Origin of the sequence: Thioalkalivibrio sp. AKL8 (assembly GCF_000380525.1) — a bacterium.
GTDB lineage: Bacteria > Pseudomonadota > Gammaproteobacteria > Ectothiorhodospirales > Ectothiorhodospiraceae > Thioalkalivibrio > Thioalkalivibrio versutus.
On record NZ_AQYF01000007.1, the window covers coordinates 264949 to 282029 of the forward strand.

Consider the following 17081-nt stretch of genomic DNA (forward strand, 5'->3'; position numbering starts at 1 on the left):
TCCTTCACGGCCCGTCCGCCATTCGGCAGCGGGCCTTTTCAGGCTGCGCGGGCAGCGTCCCGCATGCCTCCGGTCAGGCGCCGCTTCAGTCCCTCCGCAGCGCGGTTCACCACCAGGTACAGGCAGGGCACCACCAGCAGCGTCAGGATCATCCCCGCGATCAGGCCGCCGACCACGGTCAGCGCCAGAGGGCGCATGATCTCCGCCCCTTCGCCGAGGCCGATCGCCAGCGGCAACATGCCCAGCACCGTCGTCAGCGTGGTCATCAGGATCGGGCGCAGGCGCAATGCCCCGGCCTCCACGACCGCCCGCGCCGGGCTCAGGCCACGGAGTCGACGCCCCTGCTCGATGTACTCCACCAGCAGGATTGCGTTGTTCACCACCACCCCGATCAGCAGGATGGCGCCAATCATCACCGGGGCGGAGACCGGTGTGCCGGTCGCCCACAGGATCGCGACTACCCCGGTCAGCGACAACGGCGCGGCCGCCACGATCACCAGCGGATTCGCCAGGCGCTCGTACTGCACCGCCAGCACCGCCAGCACCACCAGCACCAGGAAGATCGCGAGCGCCACCACCGTGGCCATCTCGCGCTGGGTCTCCTGGATGGTCTCCCACTCGCCACCGATCAGCAGACTGTAGTGCTCGGGCACATCCACCTCGGCCAGGCGCTGCTCGACCGCGGTCATCACCGAGCCGACATCGTTCACCTCGGTATTGATGTCGCCGTTCACCCGCACCACCCGGCTCTGGTTCTCGCGCTCGATATGCGCGGGCCCCTCGCCGGTCTCGAACTCGGCCACGTCCGCCAGGCGCACGGGATCCCCGTTGTCGCGGAACAGGATCATCCGCCCCAGGGTGGCCGTATCCTGCACATCCTCGCGCGGCAGGCGCACGCGCAGGTCGTACTCGCGATCGTCACGGACGTACTGCGTCGGCACTGATCCCTCCACCGCGTCGCGGATCGCCTGTCCCACCGGGCCCACCTGCAGGCCCAGCGCAGCTGCCCGCTCGCGATCCACATGGACGCGCAAAATCGGGCTCTGGTCCTCGCGCCCGACCTCGACGCCCTCCAGGCCCCGGATGCCTTCGAGGCGCCCGGCGATCTCGCGGGCAATGCGGCGCATCTCGGTCAGATCCGCCCCGACCACCGCAATCGAGAGGTCATCCCCGGTGATACTGAACTGCAGCCCCTGGATGCTTGGCGGTCGCACGGTAATCCGTGCCCCGGGGAGTTCCAGCGCATCCATTGCCTCCTGCGCCTCGGCCACCCATTGTCCCGCGCTCATCTCGCGCTGTCCGGCCGGGGTCAGCTGGACGGTGATATTGGAGGTGCCGGGGCGCTCGTTGACCACGCCGCCACCGAGATGCCCGCCGACCATCGCGAACACGCTCTCCACATGCGGCAACGCCTCCAGCGCGGCCTCGATATCGCGTGCGGCCGCATCCGTCTCGTGCAGGGGCGTGCCCGGCGGCAGGACCATGCGCACGCTGACCTGGCCATCGTCGACCTGCGGCAGGAACTCGGTGCCCAGCTCACCGCCCACCTGCACCGCGCCGATCAGCAAAACGACGGCCGCCGCCAGCACCGCCCAGCGCAGGCGCAGCACCTTCGGCAACAGGCGCCGGTAACGTCGGCGTAGTCCCTGCACCCCGCGATCGAAGCCGCGCAGCAGCCAGGTCTGGTCCAGTCCGCTCTCCCAGCGGATGCGTGTCAGCAGGGCCGCGAGCATCGGCACCAGGGTGATGGCCGCGGCCAGGGTCGCGATGATCGCAAACGAAAGCGTCAGGATCAGCTCGCGGAAGATCAGTGCCCCGATCCCGGTAATCAGCAGGAACGGGAGCACCGCGGCCAGATTGGTGAGAGTGCCCGCGATGACCGCCGAGACCACCTCGCCGGCCCCGTCATGGGCCGCCTGCTCCGGCGACTTTCCGAGCTTGTCGCGATGGCGGACGATGTTCTCCAGCATCACGATGGCGTTGTCGAGCAACAGCCCCACCCCCAGCGCGAGCCCGCCGAGGCTGATGATGTTCAGGGTGAGCCCGCCCAGGCCCATCATGGCGAAGGTCGCCATCAACGCGATCGGGATCGACAACCCGATAATGAAGCTCTTGCGCAGACTGCCGAGAAACAGGAACACCGCCAGCATCGCCAGCACGCCGCCCAGGATCGCGGCGGTACCCACCGAACTGACCGCGCCACGGATGAACGGGGCGGAGTCGCTGACGACCTCCCACTGGATGTCCTCGGGGATGAAGCCCGAGCGCTCGAGTCGTTCGAGCGTGGCGCGTACCGAGTCCACCGATTCAACGGTATTGGCGTCCGGCAGCTTGAACACGGACACGCGCGCGGCCGGCGTGCCGTCCAGGCGGATGAACAGGCGCTGCTCGCGGTGGCCATCGCGCACCTCGGCCAGCTCGCCGAGGCGCACATGCGCGGACTGCGGCCCCGGCAACGGGATCAGCACATTGCGCACGTCCGCCGCGGAGGTAAACAACCCCTCGGTCTTGGCCATCACGTCAAAGGTATCGGAGGTCACCCAGCCCCCGGCCACCTCGCGGTTCTCGTCCTCCAGCGTCACGCTGATCGCCGCCAGCGAAAGGCCATAGCCGCGCACCCGCTCCTGGTCGAGGATCACCTCCAGCTCGCGTTCCTGCCCGCCGGAGGCCTCCACCGAGGAGATGCCGTGGATCGCGATCAGCTGCGGCGCCAGCTGGTGTTCCACCCAGTCGCGCACCGCGGTCTCGGTGCGCACGGTGGAGGAAAACCCCGCCTCCCAGATCGGGTCCTGCGAGGGGTCGTACTTGTACAGGCGCAGGGAGTCGAAATCGTCCGGCAGCTGGGTGCGCGCGAGCTCCAGGTGGCGCGCTGCGTCCTGCAACGCCAGGTCCAGGTTGGTCCCGTACTCGAATAGCAGATTGACGTTGGTACGTCCCTCGGAGGCACGGCTGTAGATGCGGGTCAGGTTCTCGGTGGCCGCGAGGTTGCGTTCCAGCACGCGGGTCACCTGTTCCTCCATCACCTCCGGCGAGGTGCCGGGATGGTTCACGGTCACGCGGATATGCGGATACTCGACGTGCGGCAGCAGGTCCACCGGCAGGCGATCAACAAAGAACATGCCGAGCACGATCACCACCGAGGCCAGCGCCATGATCGCCACCGGTCGGCGGATGGAGAAGCTGGTCACCCGCCCGCGCGGACGGTCCTCCGGTTCGGCCGCCATCTTTTAGCCCCGCCAGCCAACGATGCGCACGCGCTGGCCCTCGCGCATGTCGATCGGGTTGGTGGCCAGCACGATGTCGCCTTCCTCCAGGCCGTCCGTGATCTCGGTCCATGGGCCGCGGGTCACGCCGGTCTCGACCGTGCGGCGCTCCAGCTGCTCGTCCACCACCACGTAGACATAGCGTTGGTCGCCGTCCTCGCCGATGGCGGCGGCCGGAACCGCCAGCACATCCGGGCGTTCGTCGACCGTCATGCGGATGCGCCCGAGATTGCCGGGACGCACGCCGTTGTCGGCCGCCCCGGCCGGCAGGGCAATCTCCACCGTCACCTGCTGCGAGTCCGGCGAGGCCGCCGGAAAGATGCGCCGGATCTTCGCGACATAATCGGCATCCGGAAACGCATCCAGCCGAATGGGTACATCCTGGCCCACCACCAGATCGCGCACGTCCAGCTCGGACACCCCGGGGCGCAGGACCAACGTAGTGGTATCGACCAGTTCCAGAAGCGTATCGCGCGCGGCGACCGCCTCGCCGGGCTCGACCATGCGCTCGGTGATCACGCCGTCACGGCTGGCGGCGAGCGCGCCGTAGTCTACCCGTGCCTGCCACAACGCCTGTTCGCTCTCGGCCGAGCGCAACGCGGCACGTGCCCGTTCGTAGCTGGCTCGGCTGGCAATCCCCTCGTCACGCAACTCGGCACTGCGCGCGTATTCCAGCCGGGCCTCCTCGACATGCGCCTCGGCCCGCGCCAGCTCCGCGCGCTCCTCGGCCACGTCCAGCTCGACCAGGGTCTCGCCCTGCTCCACGCGATCGCCTTCCTCGACATGCACCGCCTCGACCACACCATCGGTGCGCGCCGCCAGGCGCACCCACGCCCGCGGCTCGACCCGCGCGGACACCATCAGCTCGCGCGACAGATCCCGCGGCTGGAGCTCCACCGCCGCGACCGGGGTGGCCGCCTCGCCGCCTTCATCATTGGCCCCGGCATCGTTGCCATTCCCGCAGGCAGTCAGCGAGAGCACCAGTGCAAAGGCGAGCGCGACTCCAGCCCTGCGGGTCGCGCGCGCGGACCGCGCGAATAAACCATCCTGGATGTTCGGCATGTGCAGCGACCTGTTTGGCGAGGGGGGCGCGCGGTGCCATCGTGCTCCCGCGGGCGACCGACCGTTGGGATTGATCCCCATGGTAGCGGTTCCTGCCCACGCCCCGCAGGCCAGGGAGGCGCTCGGGGTTCGCGCGGGTGCCCCCTGCTTTCCGGTCCTGCACGGCGCCCGGCGGGCAAACATGCGACGATTGGACGATGCACTCGACACCGCATTTTCCGCTGCGTGGCCTGTTCCGCCGCCTGCTGGGGCCGTTTTCCGGCCTGGAGCCCGAGGCCGTGCAGCTGGACAACGACGAGTGGGAGACCCTGCGCCGGCGGGTCCCGTTCGTCGCCCGCCTCACACCGGAAGAGCGCTCCCGGCTGCGCGAACTGGTCGGCCAGATCCTGGCGCAAAAGGAATTCATCGGCATCGCCGCGGAACCGGAACCCTGGCAGTGCCAGGTGATCGCCGCCTACGCCGCGCTGCCGGTGCTGGAACTGGGCCTCGAGCCTTACCGCGACTGGCGCACGCTGATCCTGTATCCCGACACCTTCGTGCCCGAACACGAGTGGGTGGACGAGGCTGGCATCGTCCACCAGGGGGCGATACCCCAGTCCGGCGAGGCCTGGGAACGCGGCCCGGTCATCCTGTCGTGGAACGATGTCGAGCGCGACGGCGCTGTGGTCGTGCACGAGATGACCCACGTACTGGACGCCGGCAACGGCGAGGTGAACGGGTTTCCGCCACTACGCCGCGGACAGTCGGCCGGTGCCTGGACGGAGGATTTCTCGCGGGCCTTCGAGGCATTCGTGGAGGCCGTGGAGTCCGGCGAGATCGACGAAGCGGAGCTGCCGCTGGACCCCTATGCGGCCACCGCCCCGGAGGAGTTCCTGGCCGTCGCGACAGAGTCCTTTTTCTTCGAGCCGGCGCGCCTGCGCGAGGCCATGCCCGAAATCTATGAGCATCTGGTGGCATACTTTGATCAGGAGCCCCATCGACGCGGCGACCTGATCGCCTCCAGCACGCAACCCGCCCCGGAGCACACACCATGATCTGCAGCCCCTTTCGTTCCCTGCACCTTGCTCTTCTGGGGGTTGTCCTGATGCTGGCCGCGCCCCTCGCACTCGCCGTAGACGACCTGGACAGCCATTACGTGACCCTGGAGCCGGTGGTGGTGAACATGGCGTCCTCCGACCGCGGGCGCTACCTGCAGGCCTCCATCCAGCTGGAAGGCAACGATCTGGAAGACGCCCGCGCGATCCGCGAGCACATTCCCGCAGTGCGCGACCGACTGATCCGCATCCTTGGCGGGCGCAGTCCCGACAGCCTGACCGGCGGTGGCGCGCGCGAGGACCTGCGCAACGAGGCCACGGAGGAGCTGAACGAGTTGCTCGAGGAGATTACCGGGGCACCGCGGATCGCAGCCCTCTACTTCTCGGATTTCATCCGCCAGTAATCCTCACTCGCCGGCAAGGAAAAGCCCCCGGCAGCACAGGCTACCGGGGGCCGATGCTCCCGCCAGTACATGACGGGATCGAGCCCCGCTGGGGGCTCACTCCATAATCGATCATCGCTCCTTGATGGAACGATCAGTGCGGCCGATGCAGCAGCGGCATCTCGCCACGCTCCATCATGTGCCGGATCAATGCAGCCCGACCGGGCTCTTCCTGCTCCAGCTCGTCGGCGCACTGCGAAGGCTCGTGCGCGGCCTCCGATAGCATGACCTCCAGCTCGCGCAGGTCGACCTTGGGTTCCTGCAGGTCTTCCGGCTTCGGGTTCTCCAGCATGTTGGTTTTCCAGAACATGCGCGGGTGCCAGCAATGCAGTTTCGCATCCGGGTTGTGAAAGAGCTCGACACAGCGACGATTCAGTTCCTGTGCATTCATGGGGATCACTCCTCGCTCCAATGCATTCACCCTTATGTATAGACCCCGCAATACCCGAGTTCAAGGGTTGGTCTTTGAAGAGGGCCTCACTCCGCAGTCTCACCCTGGGCGGATTCCAGCGCCTCCAGCGCCTCCATCCACTCGGCCTCCGCCGTCTCCAGCCGACTGCGCAAATCGCCCTGTTCGCGGGTCAATTGGGCCAGACGATCCGCCGCCTCATCGGCGTACAGCGCCGGATCGGCCAGCTCGGTCTCCAGCGCATCCAGTCGTTCCTGAACACGGACACATTCCTGCTCGGCTCGGTCCGCACTCTTTTTCAGTGGCTTGAGTGCGGCACGCGCCTGCGCCGCCTGCTGCCGCCGTTCCTTCTGTGACAGTGCCGGACCACTCGGGGACGTCGTGGCGGGCGTTCCGGGGGCTTTCGCGGCGACACTTTCCCGCTCGCGGGCCTTCAGCTCGCGGGCGTAGTCATCCAGGTCCCCGTCAAAGTCGCTCAGGTGGCCGCCTTCCACCTTCCAGAAACGGTCGCAGACGCGAGCCAGCAGTTCACGGTCATGCGCCACCACCACCAGGCCACCGGCATAGTTCTCCAGCGCCTCGGCCAGCGCCTCGCGCATGTCCAGATCCAGGTGGTTGGTGGGTTCATCCAGCAACAGTAACGAGGGCGCCTGCCAGATCAGCAGCGCCAGTACCAGGCGCACCCGCTCCCCGCCGGAACACTGACCCACCGGAGCGTCCGCTTTCTCGCCGGGAAAACCCATGCCACCGAGAAAGTTGCGCAGGCGCTGCTCCTCGGCGCGCGGGTCCTGACGTTGCAGGTGCACCAGGGGCGAGGCCTTCAGGTCCAGCTGCTCGCTCTGGTGCTGGGCAAAATAGCCGACCTTCAGGTTGGGCTCCACGCGGCGCTCGCCCGCGGTCGGGGCCAGCTCGCCGGCCAGCAGCGTCAAGAGTGTCGATTTCCCGGCACCGTTCGGGCCCAGCACGCCGATCCGGTCCTCGGGGCGCAGACGTAAAGTCGTCGGATGCAGGCGGACGCGGTCCCCGGATCGGACCTCGGCATGATCCAGCGCCAGCAGGGGGTCGGGCAGGCGCTCCGGGGTCGGGATCTCCAGGTGAATCGCCCGGGCCGCGCGGATCACCGCAACCTCGTCGAGCTTCTCCAGACGCTTCAGTCGGCTCTGGGCCTGGCGTGCCTTGCTCGCCTTGGCACGGAAGCGGCGCACAAAGTCCTCCAGGTGGGCGCGCTCGGCCGCCACCTTTGCGGCCGACGCCTCGCTCTGGGCCATGGCCTCGGCGCGCTTGGCCTCGGCGTGGGTGTAGCTGCCGGCGTACAACGCGATACCACCGCGCTCGATGTGCGCGATATGGGTGCAGACCGAATCAAGAAACCGCCGGTCATGCGCAATCACGATCACCGTCCCCGGATAACGCGCCAGCCAGTCCTCCAGCCACAGGATGGTCTCGACATCCAGGTGGTTGGTGGGCTCGTCCAGCAACAAGAGATCCGAGCGCGTCATCAGCGTGCGCGCCAGGCCCAGGCGCATGCGCCAGCCGCCGGAGAAATCGCTCATTGGCCGATCCGCATCCGCCGCAGCGAATCCGAGGCCTGCCAGCAGTCGGCGCGCACGGGCATCGGCCGTCCAGCCGTCAATCGCCTCCAGCGCGCCGAACAGGCGGGCCTGCTCGGCGCCATCGGACACCTGCTCCAGGCGCTGCTGCAGGTCGCGCAGTTCGGTATCCCCATCCAGCACGTAGTCCACGGCCGAGCGCTCGCTCCCCGGGACCTCCTGCGGAAGGTGCGCCACCACCCATTCCGCGGGCTGGTCGATCTCGCCGGCATCCAGGCTCAATTCGCCCTGCAACGCCGCCAGCAGGCTGGACTTGCCGGACCCGTTGGCGCCGGTCAGGCCGACGCGCCAGCCCGCATGCACGGTGAGGCTGGCGTGCTGCAGCAGGATCTGGCGGCCGCGACGCAGCTCGATATCTTGTATTCGAATCATGCGGCGCAGTGTAGGGCAAGCGCGCGCCCGGCTCATGTAGGCCGGCCGATCCTCGGGAAACGCCGCCCCGGTGCAGGGTGTCAGAATCCTGCCGCACCTTGCCGCCTGCGGCGGTGAGGACCTGCCGGGGGCGGCGAAAAATCGCCGAATTTCCGTCAAGACCTCCGTTATCCGTGATGCAAGTCACTGTTTTAACTAAATATACGATAAGTGGCATGGATCTGGCTTTACTCTCGACCCAACGATCGATGCGAGCGAGACGGCCATGAACCGCGACGGGAACGCCCACAACCTGCGACTGGTATCCGCCAAGGGCAAGACGACTGGCGATGCCGGGACGCCCTTTGATGCCCTTGCCTTCGTGCAGGCCCTGTCCTCCAGTCTCGAGCTCGGGACCGTCCTCGCCCGCCTGCAGGAACACCTGCACGCCCAGGTCCACCACAGCGGCTGGTTCTTCATCCTGCAGGAGAGTGACGAGACCTGGTCCGGCGGCGACGAGGATCGCCATCGCATCGAGTACGGCATGAGCTTCAACAACGAGACCATGGGTTCGCTGATCCTGATGCGCGGACGCCGCTTCAGCGACGACGAACAGCAGTTGATCGAGGCTTTGCTGGGGCTGGCCGCCCCGGCACTGGCCAACGCCCTGCGGTTCCAGCGCCTGAACGAAAGCCTGGAGACCGATGAACTGACCGGTCTCGGCAACCGCCGCGCCTTCGAGAAACAGGGCGCCCAGTGGCTGGCCGACTGCCGCCGCCAGGATCGCCCGATGTCGGTGCTGGCCATCGATCTCGATCACTTCAAGCAGATCAACGATGAATACGGCCACAGCGTGGGCGACGACATCCTGCGCCTGGTGGCGAAGACCCTGCGCAGCACCACCCGCGAGTCCGACCTGTGTGTGCGCATGGGCGGCGAGGAGTTCCTGGCGGTGCTGCCCGGCGCGGATCTCAGCCGTGCCATGGAATGCGGCGAGCGCATCCGCCTGGCTATTGCCGCCCTGCGCGCCTGCGCCACCGCCACCGACCAGTCCGCGCTGGAGAGCGCCGGCGCGGTCAAGGTGACCGCGAGCGTTGGTGTGGCCGGCGTCGGGCGCGGCGCCACCCTGCAGTCCGCCTACCAGGCGGCGGACGAGGCCCTGTATGCGGCCAAGCAGGCCGGGCGCAACCGCGTCCTTGCCGGCAACTGAGCCGCGGCAGCCCATCCCGCGCGAATCCGCATTGCCTTGAAGCCGCCTACCCCGCGCCATTGCCTTGAAGCCGCCTACCCCGCGCCGGGCTGGATAAAATCGACGCAGGTCAGCGGGGTCGAGAGCACCGCGCGCCGCAGCGCCTCGATGGCCTCCGGACGCGGGAAGCTGGTGCGCCATGCCAGGGCCACACGGCGGCTGGGCGCCGGATCCTGAAACCGCCGCACGGCCAGCAGTCGCTGGGCATAACGATCCGCCCCCACCGCCGTGCACGGGAGGATCGTTACCCCCATCCCCGAGGCCACCATGTGGCGGATTGTCTCCAGCGACGACCCCTCCAGATTGCGCGGCGTACTGCCATCCGCAGTCACCGTACGCTGACAGTCCGGGCAGCGCTCCAGCACCTGGTCGCGAAAACAGTGTCCGGCGCCCAGCATCAGCAGGGTCGCATCGGCCATGTCTTCCAGGCGCAGGGGTTCCTTGTCCTTCAGCGGGTGCGCCGCCGGCAGCACGGCCATGAACGGTTCGTCGTACAAGGGAAGCGTGACCACGCCCGGCTCCTCGAACGGCAACGAAATGAGGATCGCGTCGAGCTCACCCTGCTTGAGCCGCTCGCGCAACCGCCCGGTGTAGTTCTCATCGATCACCAGCGGCATGTTCGGCGCGCGCTCGTGCAGCGCGGGGATCAGCTCCGGCAGCAGGTACGGACCGATGGTGTAGATCGCACCCAGGCGCAGCGGGCCGGAGAGTTGATCCTGACTCTGTACGGCAACCGAGCGCAGCTGTTCGACCTCGGCCAGCACGCGCCGCGCCTGCGCGATAATCTGCTCACCTGCCGGCGTCACGTTGACCTCGCCGCGGCCGCGCTCGAACAGGGTCACGCCCAGTTCTTCCTCGAACTTGCGCACCGCCACCGACAGCGATGGCTGACTGACATGGCTGGCCGCGGCCGCCCGTCCAAAGTGGCGGGCATCGGCGACGGCTACCACATACCGCAGCTCGCTCAGGGTCACCGGGGCGTCCCTCCGCTGTTGTCATCGCTGTCCAGCCCCTGAAACTCGCGGCCGCCGTCCGGCCAGTCCAGGGTCACGCGCTTCAACTGTCGGCCTTCCAGCGAGATCTCGCCGGGATGTCGCCCCGCCCCATCGGCGGAAAACTCGAAGCGGTAGCGGCGTTGCAGGGCCAGGCCACGGTCGCCCCAGACCAGCCGCTGACCGGTGCGCACGACGGTGGCATCGAGCAACTGCACCCCTGCCCGCTCGCAGGCCTGCCGCCCCACCCGACGGGCACGTTCGTTGGCACGCCAGGTGTCATTAACGTAAAACCCTATCAAGGCAATGGAGATGATTATGATCAAGCCTGTCATGGACCGGTATGATAAGCGCAAACGAACCCGAGTTTTTCCGGGCATGCCCGGCCGTCTCCGGTTCGTTTACCTTGCCACCAGCGTTTCCGGGTCTGCATGACTACCACTGCCATCCCCTTCTCCGATCTCGCGCAGGGCCTGCGCGAGATCGGGCAGCAAGAACTGCTGCCCCGCTTCGAGGCCGATATCGCCGTTGATTACAAGGCGGACGGCAGCGTGATCACCGAGGCCGACCACGCGGTGGATGCGCGTGTACGCACCCTGCTGGGCGCATACGGACAGGACACGCCGGTACTGAGCGAGGAACAGGCACGCGGCGAACAGGCACGCGTACTGGAGACCGCCCCCGCCTTCTGGCTGGTGGACCCGCTGGACGGCACCTCCAATTTCGCCGGTGGCATGCCCTTCTTCGCCATCTCCATCGCCCGCATCGAGGGTGACCGGGTCACCCATGGCGCGACCTACGATCCGGTACGCGAAGAACTCTTTACTGCCACCGAAGACAGCGCGCTGGAGCTCAACGGGGTCACCCCGCCGGCGACCACTCGCCCTCCCGTCACGGAGCTGGGCCGCGCCATCGCCCTGGTGGACTACAAGCGCCTGGATGCCCCCCTGGCGGGTGAACTGGCCTGCAACGCGCCGTTTCGCTCGCAACGCAACCTCGGCGCCTGCGCCCTGGAGTGGGCCTGGCTGGCCGCCGGCCGCGCCGATCTGTACCTGCACGGTGGCCAGGCCCCATGGGACAGCGCGGCCGGTGGGCTGATGCTCGCCCGCGCCGGCGGTGCCATGTGCAACCTCGCGGGCGAGCCCGTATTCGGACGATCGCTGACCAAGCGCTCCGCGGTGGCGGCGCGCTCCGACACCCTGCTCGCCGACTGGCGGGCGTGGCTGGCCCCTTGGCTTGCCGCCCCGGAGACCCCCTCGTGATCCGCCGCCGCAAGTCCGGCGGTGGCGCACGCCTGGGCGTCGGCAGCGCCGACTTCACCCCACGCTACCTGCCGATCGCATGGAAGATCGTCGCGGCGATCGCCGGGCTGACACTGGCCGGGATCGTGACCCTGTCGGCTGTGGTCCTGAACCAGGTCAGCAACGTGCTGGACAACCAGATTCGCGCCCAGGCCGAGAGCACCGTGGCGCCGGTCGCGCGGACCTCGGCGGAACTGATGCTGGCCGAGGACTACCTGACCCTGGAAACCCTGCTGAACTCACTGGTGGAGGAGGGGCGCGTCGAGTCCATCGCCGCCTACGCGATCGACCGCGGTCAGGTTGCCCGCGCCGGGACCCCCCCGGAGCAATCCCTCACCGACGGGGTGTGGCCGCTGGCACCGACGATGGAACCCTACCGACGCAACGTGCGCTTTCAGGACGTACAGGTGGGCTACATCGAGGCCTACATCGACACCTCGCCAATGCAGGAGCTAATACGCAACACCCTGAACGCCGGGATCGCCACGGCCGTCGGGGTGTTTCTGCTGAGCCTGATCCTGGCAATCGACATCAGCAAGCGCCTGGTGCGCCCACTGGAACGCCTGGCCGAGAGCATGCGTTCGCGCGCCCGCCCCATGGATGACCAGGGCAACACGCTGCCGATGGTGCGCCAGGACGAGATCGCCCAGCTGACCGACGCCTTCAACGATATGGCGCGCGACCTGCTGCGCAAGGACCAGGTCGAGGCCGCCCTGCGCCGCTATGTGTCGGACGCCATCGCCCAGGACATCCTGGAGAATCTGGACCGGGTGGAGCTGGGCGGTCGCGCGCTGGAGGGATCGGTACTGTTTGCCGACATCCAGGGCTACACCGCGCTTTCGGAGCGCTGCAGCCCGGAGGCCCTGGGCCGCATGCTCAACGAATTCTTCGGGCCGATGTCGGAATGCATTGCCCGTCACGGCGGCACGGTGGACAAGTACATGGGCGACTGTACCATGGCGGTCTTCGGCCTCGCGGCGGATGCCGGAAACCATCGCCTGACCGCTGTGCAGACCGGCCTGGCCCTGCTGGACACCGTCGCCTCGATCAACGCCGAGCGTGAACGCCGCGGCGATACCCGGGTGGAGTTCCGTATCGGCCTGAATGCCGGCGAGATGCTGGCCGGCAACATGGGGGCCGAAGACCGCATGCAGTTCACCGTAGTCGGCGACACCGTCAACCTCGCGGCCCGCCTGGTCACGGTCGCGCCCGCCGGCGGGCTGGTCACGACTGCCGCATTCATGGAGCACGAGCAGGTGAAGGGACAGTTCCGCACCGAAGACTGGGGCACCCACGAGCTGCACGGGGTCAGCGAAGCCGTGCCCACCACCCGGGTACTGAACGCTACGGATCGCACATGACTGCAGCCCGCGGCCTGTTCCCGCTCGCGAGTATCCTGCTGGCCCTTCTGCTGGTCCAGGGCTGCGCCGCTCTGGACCCCTTCGCCCCGCCCGAGCAGCGCATCGAACGCGCACTGGAGACGGGTAACTACCAGCATGCCCTCGAGCTGATCGACGAGCACGACCCGGAACCGCGAGCCCGATGGGCCGAGCGCCGGGCAGCCATCGAGGACGAGGCCGCGACCGCCGCGGCCGAGGCGATGCACGAGGCGCGCGCCGCCTCGGCCGAAGGCGCGGTCGCTCAGGCCCTGGAGATCCTCGAGACGGCCGAGGCACAACTGCCGCCGGACAACGAACGTCGGGAATTCATCAGCCAACTGGAGCGCCAGCGACAGGTTGGATTGCAGACCCTGCAGCAACGCCACGACATCCTCGAGGCGCGCGCCCTGGTCCAGCGGCTGCGCCTGCTCGAGGTGATGCGTCCGTTGGTGCGCCACAGCGAACGACTGCCGGACGATCCCGACCGCCTTGCCAATCGTCGCGAGCCCCTGGCGCGGGCGCTGGATGGCTACGCCGCCGACACCGATGGCGAGGAACGCCTGGAGCTACTGCACCTGGCCCAGGGCCTGGCCTCCGACTCCGAACGCGCAGAACGCATCGCGCGCCTGGAGCGGGAACTGCGCCAGGCCGAAACCCCCGAGATCGAGGAAGAGGTCCCGCGTTCCACCATCAATGCACGCCTGCGTCAGGCCCTGGAGGCCGGCGAATTGGCCACGGCGGCGCGCTGGTGTCGCAACGAGATCACCCCCGACACCGACGCCTCCGGCCCGGACCAGGCCGCCCAGCGAGCCCATCGCGCGCTGTGCGAGGAATGGCGCGAGCGCCGAGACGCGCGCGCCGAGACGCTGCTGGAGGAGGGCCGCAGCCATTACTCCGCCGGTGACATCGAAGAGGCCCTGAGACACTGGAAAGAGGGGCTCGAACTGGCGCCCGACCATGCCGGACTCCTCTCGGCCCACGAGCGTGCGCTGCGCGTGGTCGAACGCCTGGAGAGCCTTCGCGTGCCGGAACCGCTCCCCGAAGCGGAGGCAGACAGCCCGCCCGACGACGTCCCACAGGCCGAGCCCGATGCCCCGTAGCGCGCGATCCGGCGGCCGGCGCTGCGGGCCGCGCGTATTCGCCGTAGAATACGGCCCGCCCACCGGAGCAAGAGCCCGCCACGCATGAATCCCGCCGTCCAGGAACTGATCGCCGACGAACCCCACCGCGTCCTGCAACTGGGCGACACTGAAGTCGTGGTGCTGGGCACCGCGCACGTGTCGCGCGCCAGCGCCGACAAGGTCCGTGCCCTGATCGACACGGGGGCCTTTGACAGCGTGGCGGTCGAGCTGTGCGAAAGCCGTCAGCGCGCGATGCTGGACCCCGACGCAGTCGGGCGCATGGATCTGTTCAGCGTGATGCGCAAGGGCCAGGCCCCGATGATCGCCGCCAGTCTGGCGCTCGGGGCCTACCAGCAACGCCTGGCCGACCAGTACGGCATCGAACCTGGCGCCGAGATGCGCGCGGCCATGGACGGCGCCCTGGACAATGGCCTCCCCCTGGCCCTGATCGACCGGGATATCGGCCTGACCCTGCGCCGCACCTACCGCGCAGTGCGCTGGTGGGAACGCATGGGGCTGATCGGCGGACTGTTCAGCTCCGTACTCTCGCGCGAGAAGATCGACGAATCCGAGATCGAGCGCCTGAAGGAAGGCGACATGCTGGAGTCCACCTTCAGCGAGTTCGCCGAGCAGTCCGAGGACCTCTACCGCACCCTGATCGAAGAACGCGACCACTACATGGCCGCCCACCTGCGCCGCCTCGCGGCGAGCCCGGAGACCCGCTGCATCCTCGCGGTGGTGGGGGCCGGGCACCTGCCGGGGATTGCCGAACAGGCCGAGGATCACCTGACCCCGCCGGACGCGATCCTCGACGCCCTGGACCAGGCCCCGCCCAAGGCGCGCTGGCCCAAGGTCGTCCCGTGGGTGGTGATCAGCGTGATCCTTGCCGGCTTTGCCATCGGCTTCTCGCGCAACCCGGATATCGGCCTGCAGATGGTGACCGACTGGGTGCTGATCAATGGCGGCCTGGCGGCCCTCGGCGCGATCATCGCCATGGCCCATCCGCTAACCGTACTCACCGCGGCCCTGGCAGCCCCGCTGACCTCGCTGAACCCCACCATCGGGGTCGGCTTTGTGGCGGCCGCGGCCGAGCTGTTCCTGCGCAAACCGCGGGTCTCCGACTTCGCCAGTCTGCGTCAGGACACCACCACGCCGCGCGGCTGGTGGCGCAACCGCGTCTCGCGGGTACTGCTCGTGTTCCTGCTGACCACCCTGGGCTCGGCCGCCGGCACCTACATCGGCGGCGCCCGCATCTTCAGCCACCTCTTCGGCAGCTAATCTCCTCCCCCACGCGCTTCGTGGTTGCAAGACCCGCTTATTCGGGGATGCGCAGCACGAGCTTGCCGCGGCGGCCGCCGGCTTCGATGCGCCGGTGGGCCTCGGCGGCCTCGGCCAGCGGGAGGGTATCCTCGACGTTGACCTGCAAGCGACCGCTGGCCAGCCGGGCCAGACCCTCGGCCACCAGGGTGGCCTGGTGCTTCAGACGGCGGCGATCATTCTCCAGCATCGGGGTCAGCATCAGCTCCAGGCTGATGCTCGGGTTGCGCAGCCGCGCCGGGTTCCAGTCGGTATCCTCCGGGGGGGCCAGAAGGGTCACCAGATCCCCGCCATAGGCCACCTGCGTCAGTCCCTCGCGGAAGACCTCGCCACCAACGGTGTCCAGCACGATGTCGAAGCCACGCCCATCGGTGTACTGCATGATCGCGTCCGCGGCATCCGGCTTGCGCAGGTCGACGACATCGCCCCCAAGTGCGGTGACAATCGTGCCCGCCTCGTCGCGCCGCACCAACCCCAGTACCCGGCCGCCGGCGGCGCGTGCGATCTGTACGGCCATCTGCCCGACCCCGCCGGCCGCCGCGTGGACCAGCACGCTCTGGCCGCGCTGCAGGTCGGCCCGCTCGAACAGGGCCTCCCAGGCGGTCAGCCAGGTAAGCGGCAGGGCGGCGGCCTGGGCATCGGATACCGCCGCCGGCACCGGGACCACCGCGGCCTCGGGCACCACGACCTGTTCGGCGTAGGTCCCCGGATCGGCCCCGACCCCACCAAAACAGAAGGCAACCCGCTGCCCCGGCCGCGCGTGATGCACGGCGCTGCCACATTCCTCGATGATGCCTACCCCATCGCAGCCCGGCGTGTTGCGCGGCGCACCGGGGACGATCATGCCCCCGGCGCGCACCTTGGTATCCACCGGATTGACACCGGCCGCCAGCATCCGGATGCGGACCTGATCGGGGGCCGTGAGCGCCGGCTCCGCCATTTCGTCCAGACGCAGGGCCTCGGCGGCTCCGGGTTGGTCGAACACGACTGCTCGCATGACTACTCCTCGTTGCATGGGGATTCGTGGAAACGCGCGCCGGCCGCCCCGAGTGCGGCCTACAGGCCGATCCCGATGCCTATGCCAAAGCGCACACCACCGGAAGATCGTGCCGGCTCGGGCTCCGGCCACAGGTGCACCGAGTGGGCCTCCAGCACCGGGAAGACGTAGTCCAGCTCGCCGATCCGGCCGTCCTCGACCCCGGTCACCGTGCCGACACCGGTAACCCGGCGCCCGGCACGATAGTCCACCGGGTCGGCGAAGCCCTCCACACGCAGGCGGAAACGCCCGGTGGTGGACTGCCGCGTCTGTGGCTCCTGACGACTGAGCGGGTACCCGACCACCTCGATGAAGGTCGCCTCGGCGCGATTGTCCACGCGCGCGATGACCCCGCCCCATACCTGCTCGTCGGGCGGCAGGCTATCGGCGGTGACTGCACGCGGCTCGACCTGCACGGCCGGGTCATCCGGGGCCTCCAGCGGGCCGGACGCGCAGGCGGCCAGGAACACGGGCAGCAGCAATGCCAGAAAAGGACGCAGGAATCGGGTCATGC

Annotated in this window: 15 protein-coding genes; 7 read left to right on the forward strand and 8 right to left on the reverse strand. The window is 68.5% G+C overall.

All coding sequences use genetic code 11. The annotated features are described in order from the left end of the window. Nucleotides 1–38 precede the first annotated feature (38 nt). Nucleotides 39–3224: an efflux RND transporter permease subunit gene (locus G335_RS0106980; protein ID WP_018176282.1), complete on the reverse strand. Its 3186-nt coding sequence runs from the start codon at nucleotides 3222–3224 to the stop codon at nucleotides 39–41. A gap of 3 nt (nucleotides 3225–3227) precedes the next feature. Continuing rightward, nucleotides 3228–4325, reverse strand: coding sequence for an efflux RND transporter periplasmic adaptor subunit (locus tag G335_RS0106985; RefSeq protein ID WP_369773005.1), 1098 nt, complete (start codon nucleotides 4323–4325; stop codon nucleotides 3228–3230). Nucleotides 4326–4522: 197 nt separating this feature from the next. Here G335_RS0106985 and G335_RS0106990 point away from each other — a divergent pair, with 197 nt between their 5' ends. Both G335_RS0106990 and fliL read left to right on the forward strand, forming a co-directional pair. Beyond that, nucleotides 4523–5359: a zinc-dependent peptidase gene (locus tag G335_RS0106990; RefSeq protein WP_018176284.1), complete on the forward strand. Its 837-nt coding sequence runs from the start codon at nucleotides 4523–4525 to the stop codon at nucleotides 5357–5359. After that, the gene (fliL, locus tag G335_RS0106995) at nucleotides 5356–5763 is read left to right on the forward strand and encodes a flagellar basal body-associated protein FliL (RefSeq protein WP_018176285.1); all 408 of its coding nucleotides are present in this window, start codon (nucleotides 5356–5358) and stop codon (nucleotides 5761–5763) included. The genes G335_RS0106990 and fliL overlap by 4 nt, the downstream gene beginning before the upstream one ends. 133 nt (nucleotides 5764–5896) lie before the next feature. On the opposite strand, the gene G335_RS0107000 is transcribed toward fliL, so the two are convergent. Beyond that, a complete protein-coding gene (locus G335_RS0107000; protein WP_018144712.1) occupies nucleotides 5897–6193 on the reverse strand; it encodes a hypothetical protein in 297 nt (98 codons plus the stop codon). Nucleotides 6194–6279: 86 nt separating this feature from the next. Next, nucleotides 6280–8193 carry an ABC-F family ATP-binding cassette domain-containing protein gene (locus tag G335_RS0107005; RefSeq protein WP_018176286.1) on the reverse strand — a complete coding sequence of 638 codons (1914 nt, stop codon included), beginning with the start codon at nucleotides 8191–8193 and terminating at the stop codon, nucleotides 6280–6282. 265 nt (nucleotides 8194–8458) lie between these two features. On the opposite strand from G335_RS0107005, the gene G335_RS0107010 reads away from it, so the two are divergent. Beyond that, nucleotides 8459–9382, forward strand: a complete 924-nt coding sequence (locus G335_RS0107010) for a GGDEF domain-containing protein (protein ID WP_018176287.1) — start codon at nucleotides 8459–8461, stop codon at nucleotides 9380–9382. A gap of 74 nt (nucleotides 9383–9456) precedes the next feature. Here the strand turns inward: G335_RS0107010 and G335_RS0107015 are convergent, their stop codons facing one another. Both G335_RS0107015 and G335_RS0107020 read right to left on the reverse strand, forming a co-directional pair. Further along, nucleotides 9457–10395: a hydrogen peroxide-inducible genes activator gene (locus G335_RS0107015; RefSeq protein ID WP_018169200.1), complete on the reverse strand. Its 939-nt coding sequence runs from the start codon at nucleotides 10393–10395 to the stop codon at nucleotides 9457–9459. Next, nucleotides 10392–10748: a DUF3301 domain-containing protein gene (locus G335_RS0107020; RefSeq protein WP_026304780.1), complete on the reverse strand. Its 357-nt coding sequence runs from the start codon at nucleotides 10746–10748 to the stop codon at nucleotides 10392–10394. Before G335_RS0107020 ends, G335_RS0107015 begins: the two co-directional genes overlap by 4 nt. A gap of 96 nt (nucleotides 10749–10844) precedes the next feature. Here G335_RS0107020 and G335_RS0107025 point away from each other — a divergent pair, with 96 nt between their 5' ends. The 4 genes from G335_RS0107025 (at nucleotide 10845) to G335_RS0107040 (ending at nucleotide 15492) form a co-directional block, all read left to right on the forward strand. Continuing rightward, the gene (locus G335_RS0107025; protein WP_018176289.1) at nucleotides 10845–11675 is read left to right on the forward strand and encodes an inositol monophosphatase family protein; all 831 of its coding nucleotides are present in this window, start codon (nucleotides 10845–10847) and stop codon (nucleotides 11673–11675) included. Then, nucleotides 11672–13075 carry an adenylate/guanylate cyclase domain-containing protein gene (locus G335_RS0107030; RefSeq protein WP_018176290.1) on the forward strand — a complete coding sequence of 468 codons (1404 nt, stop codon included), beginning with the start codon at nucleotides 11672–11674 and terminating at the stop codon, nucleotides 13073–13075. Before G335_RS0107025 ends, G335_RS0107030 begins: the two co-directional genes overlap by 4 nt. Next, a complete protein-coding gene (locus G335_RS0107035; RefSeq protein WP_018176291.1) occupies nucleotides 13072–14193 on the forward strand; it encodes a tetratricopeptide repeat protein in 1122 nt (373 codons plus the stop codon). The genes G335_RS0107030 and G335_RS0107035 overlap by 4 nt, the downstream gene beginning before the upstream one ends. Before the next feature lie 84 nt (nucleotides 14194–14277). Beyond that, nucleotides 14278–15492, forward strand: coding sequence for a TraB/GumN family protein (locus G335_RS0107040; RefSeq protein WP_018176292.1), 1215 nt, complete (start codon nucleotides 14278–14280; stop codon nucleotides 15490–15492). A 37-nt stretch (nucleotides 15493–15529) separates the two neighbouring features. Here the strand turns inward: G335_RS0107040 and G335_RS0107045 are convergent, their stop codons facing one another. Beyond that, the gene (locus G335_RS0107045) at nucleotides 15530–16528 is read right to left on the reverse strand and encodes a zinc-binding dehydrogenase (RefSeq protein ID WP_018176293.1); all 999 of its coding nucleotides are present in this window, start codon (nucleotides 16526–16528) and stop codon (nucleotides 15530–15532) included. A 59-nt stretch (nucleotides 16529–16587) separates the two neighbouring features. Beyond that, entirely contained in the window at nucleotides 16588–17079 is a 492-nt protein-coding gene (locus tag G335_RS0107050) for a Slp family lipoprotein (protein WP_018144722.1), read from the reverse strand. Between the last annotated feature and the right edge of the window lie 2 nt (nucleotides 17080–17081).

What these genes read in the sequence shown, in the direction of transcription:
- G335_RS0107045 (WP_018176293.1), bottom strand. Translation starts at nt 16,528, where the DNA reads ATGCGAGCAGTCGTGTTCGACCAACCCGGAGCCGCCGAGGCCCTGCGT.
- G335_RS0107020 (WP_026304780.1), bottom strand. Translation starts at nt 10,748, where the DNA reads ATGACAGGCTTGATCATAATCATCTCCATTGCCTTGATAGGGTTTTAC.
- G335_RS0107040 (WP_018176292.1), top strand. Translation starts at nt 14,278, where the DNA reads ATGAATCCCGCCGTCCAGGAACTGATCGCCGACGAACCCCACCGCGTC.
- fliL (WP_018176285.1), top strand. Translation starts at nt 5,356, where the DNA reads ATGATCTGCAGCCCCTTTCGTTCCCTGCACCTTGCTCTTCTGGGGGTT.
- G335_RS0107000 (WP_018144712.1), bottom strand. Translation starts at nt 6,193, where the DNA reads ATGAATGCACAGGAACTGAATCGTCGCTGTGTCGAGCTCTTTCACAAC.
- G335_RS0107025 (WP_018176289.1), top strand. Translation starts at nt 10,845, where the DNA reads ATGACTACCACTGCCATCCCCTTCTCCGATCTCGCGCAGGGCCTGCGC.
- G335_RS0106985 (WP_369773005.1), bottom strand. Translation starts at nt 4,325, where the DNA reads ATGCCGAACATCCAGGATGGTTTATTCGCGCGGTCCGCGCGCGCGACC.
- G335_RS0106990 (WP_018176284.1), top strand. Translation starts at nt 4,523, where the DNA reads ATGCACTCGACACCGCATTTTCCGCTGCGTGGCCTGTTCCGCCGCCTG.
- G335_RS0107005 (WP_018176286.1), bottom strand. Translation starts at nt 8,193, where the DNA reads ATGATTCGAATACAAGATATCGAGCTGCGTCGCGGCCGCCAGATCCTG.
- G335_RS0107050 (WP_018144722.1), bottom strand. Translation starts at nt 17,079, where the DNA reads ATGACCCGATTCCTGCGTCCTTTTCTGGCATTGCTGCTGCCCGTGTTC.
- G335_RS0106980 (WP_018176282.1), bottom strand. Translation starts at nt 3,224, where the DNA reads ATGGCGGCCGAACCGGAGGACCGTCCGCGCGGGCGGGTGACCAGCTTC.
- G335_RS0107010 (WP_018176287.1), top strand. Translation starts at nt 8,459, where the DNA reads ATGAACCGCGACGGGAACGCCCACAACCTGCGACTGGTATCCGCCAAG.
- G335_RS0107035 (WP_018176291.1), top strand. Translation starts at nt 13,072, where the DNA reads ATGACTGCAGCCCGCGGCCTGTTCCCGCTCGCGAGTATCCTGCTGGCC.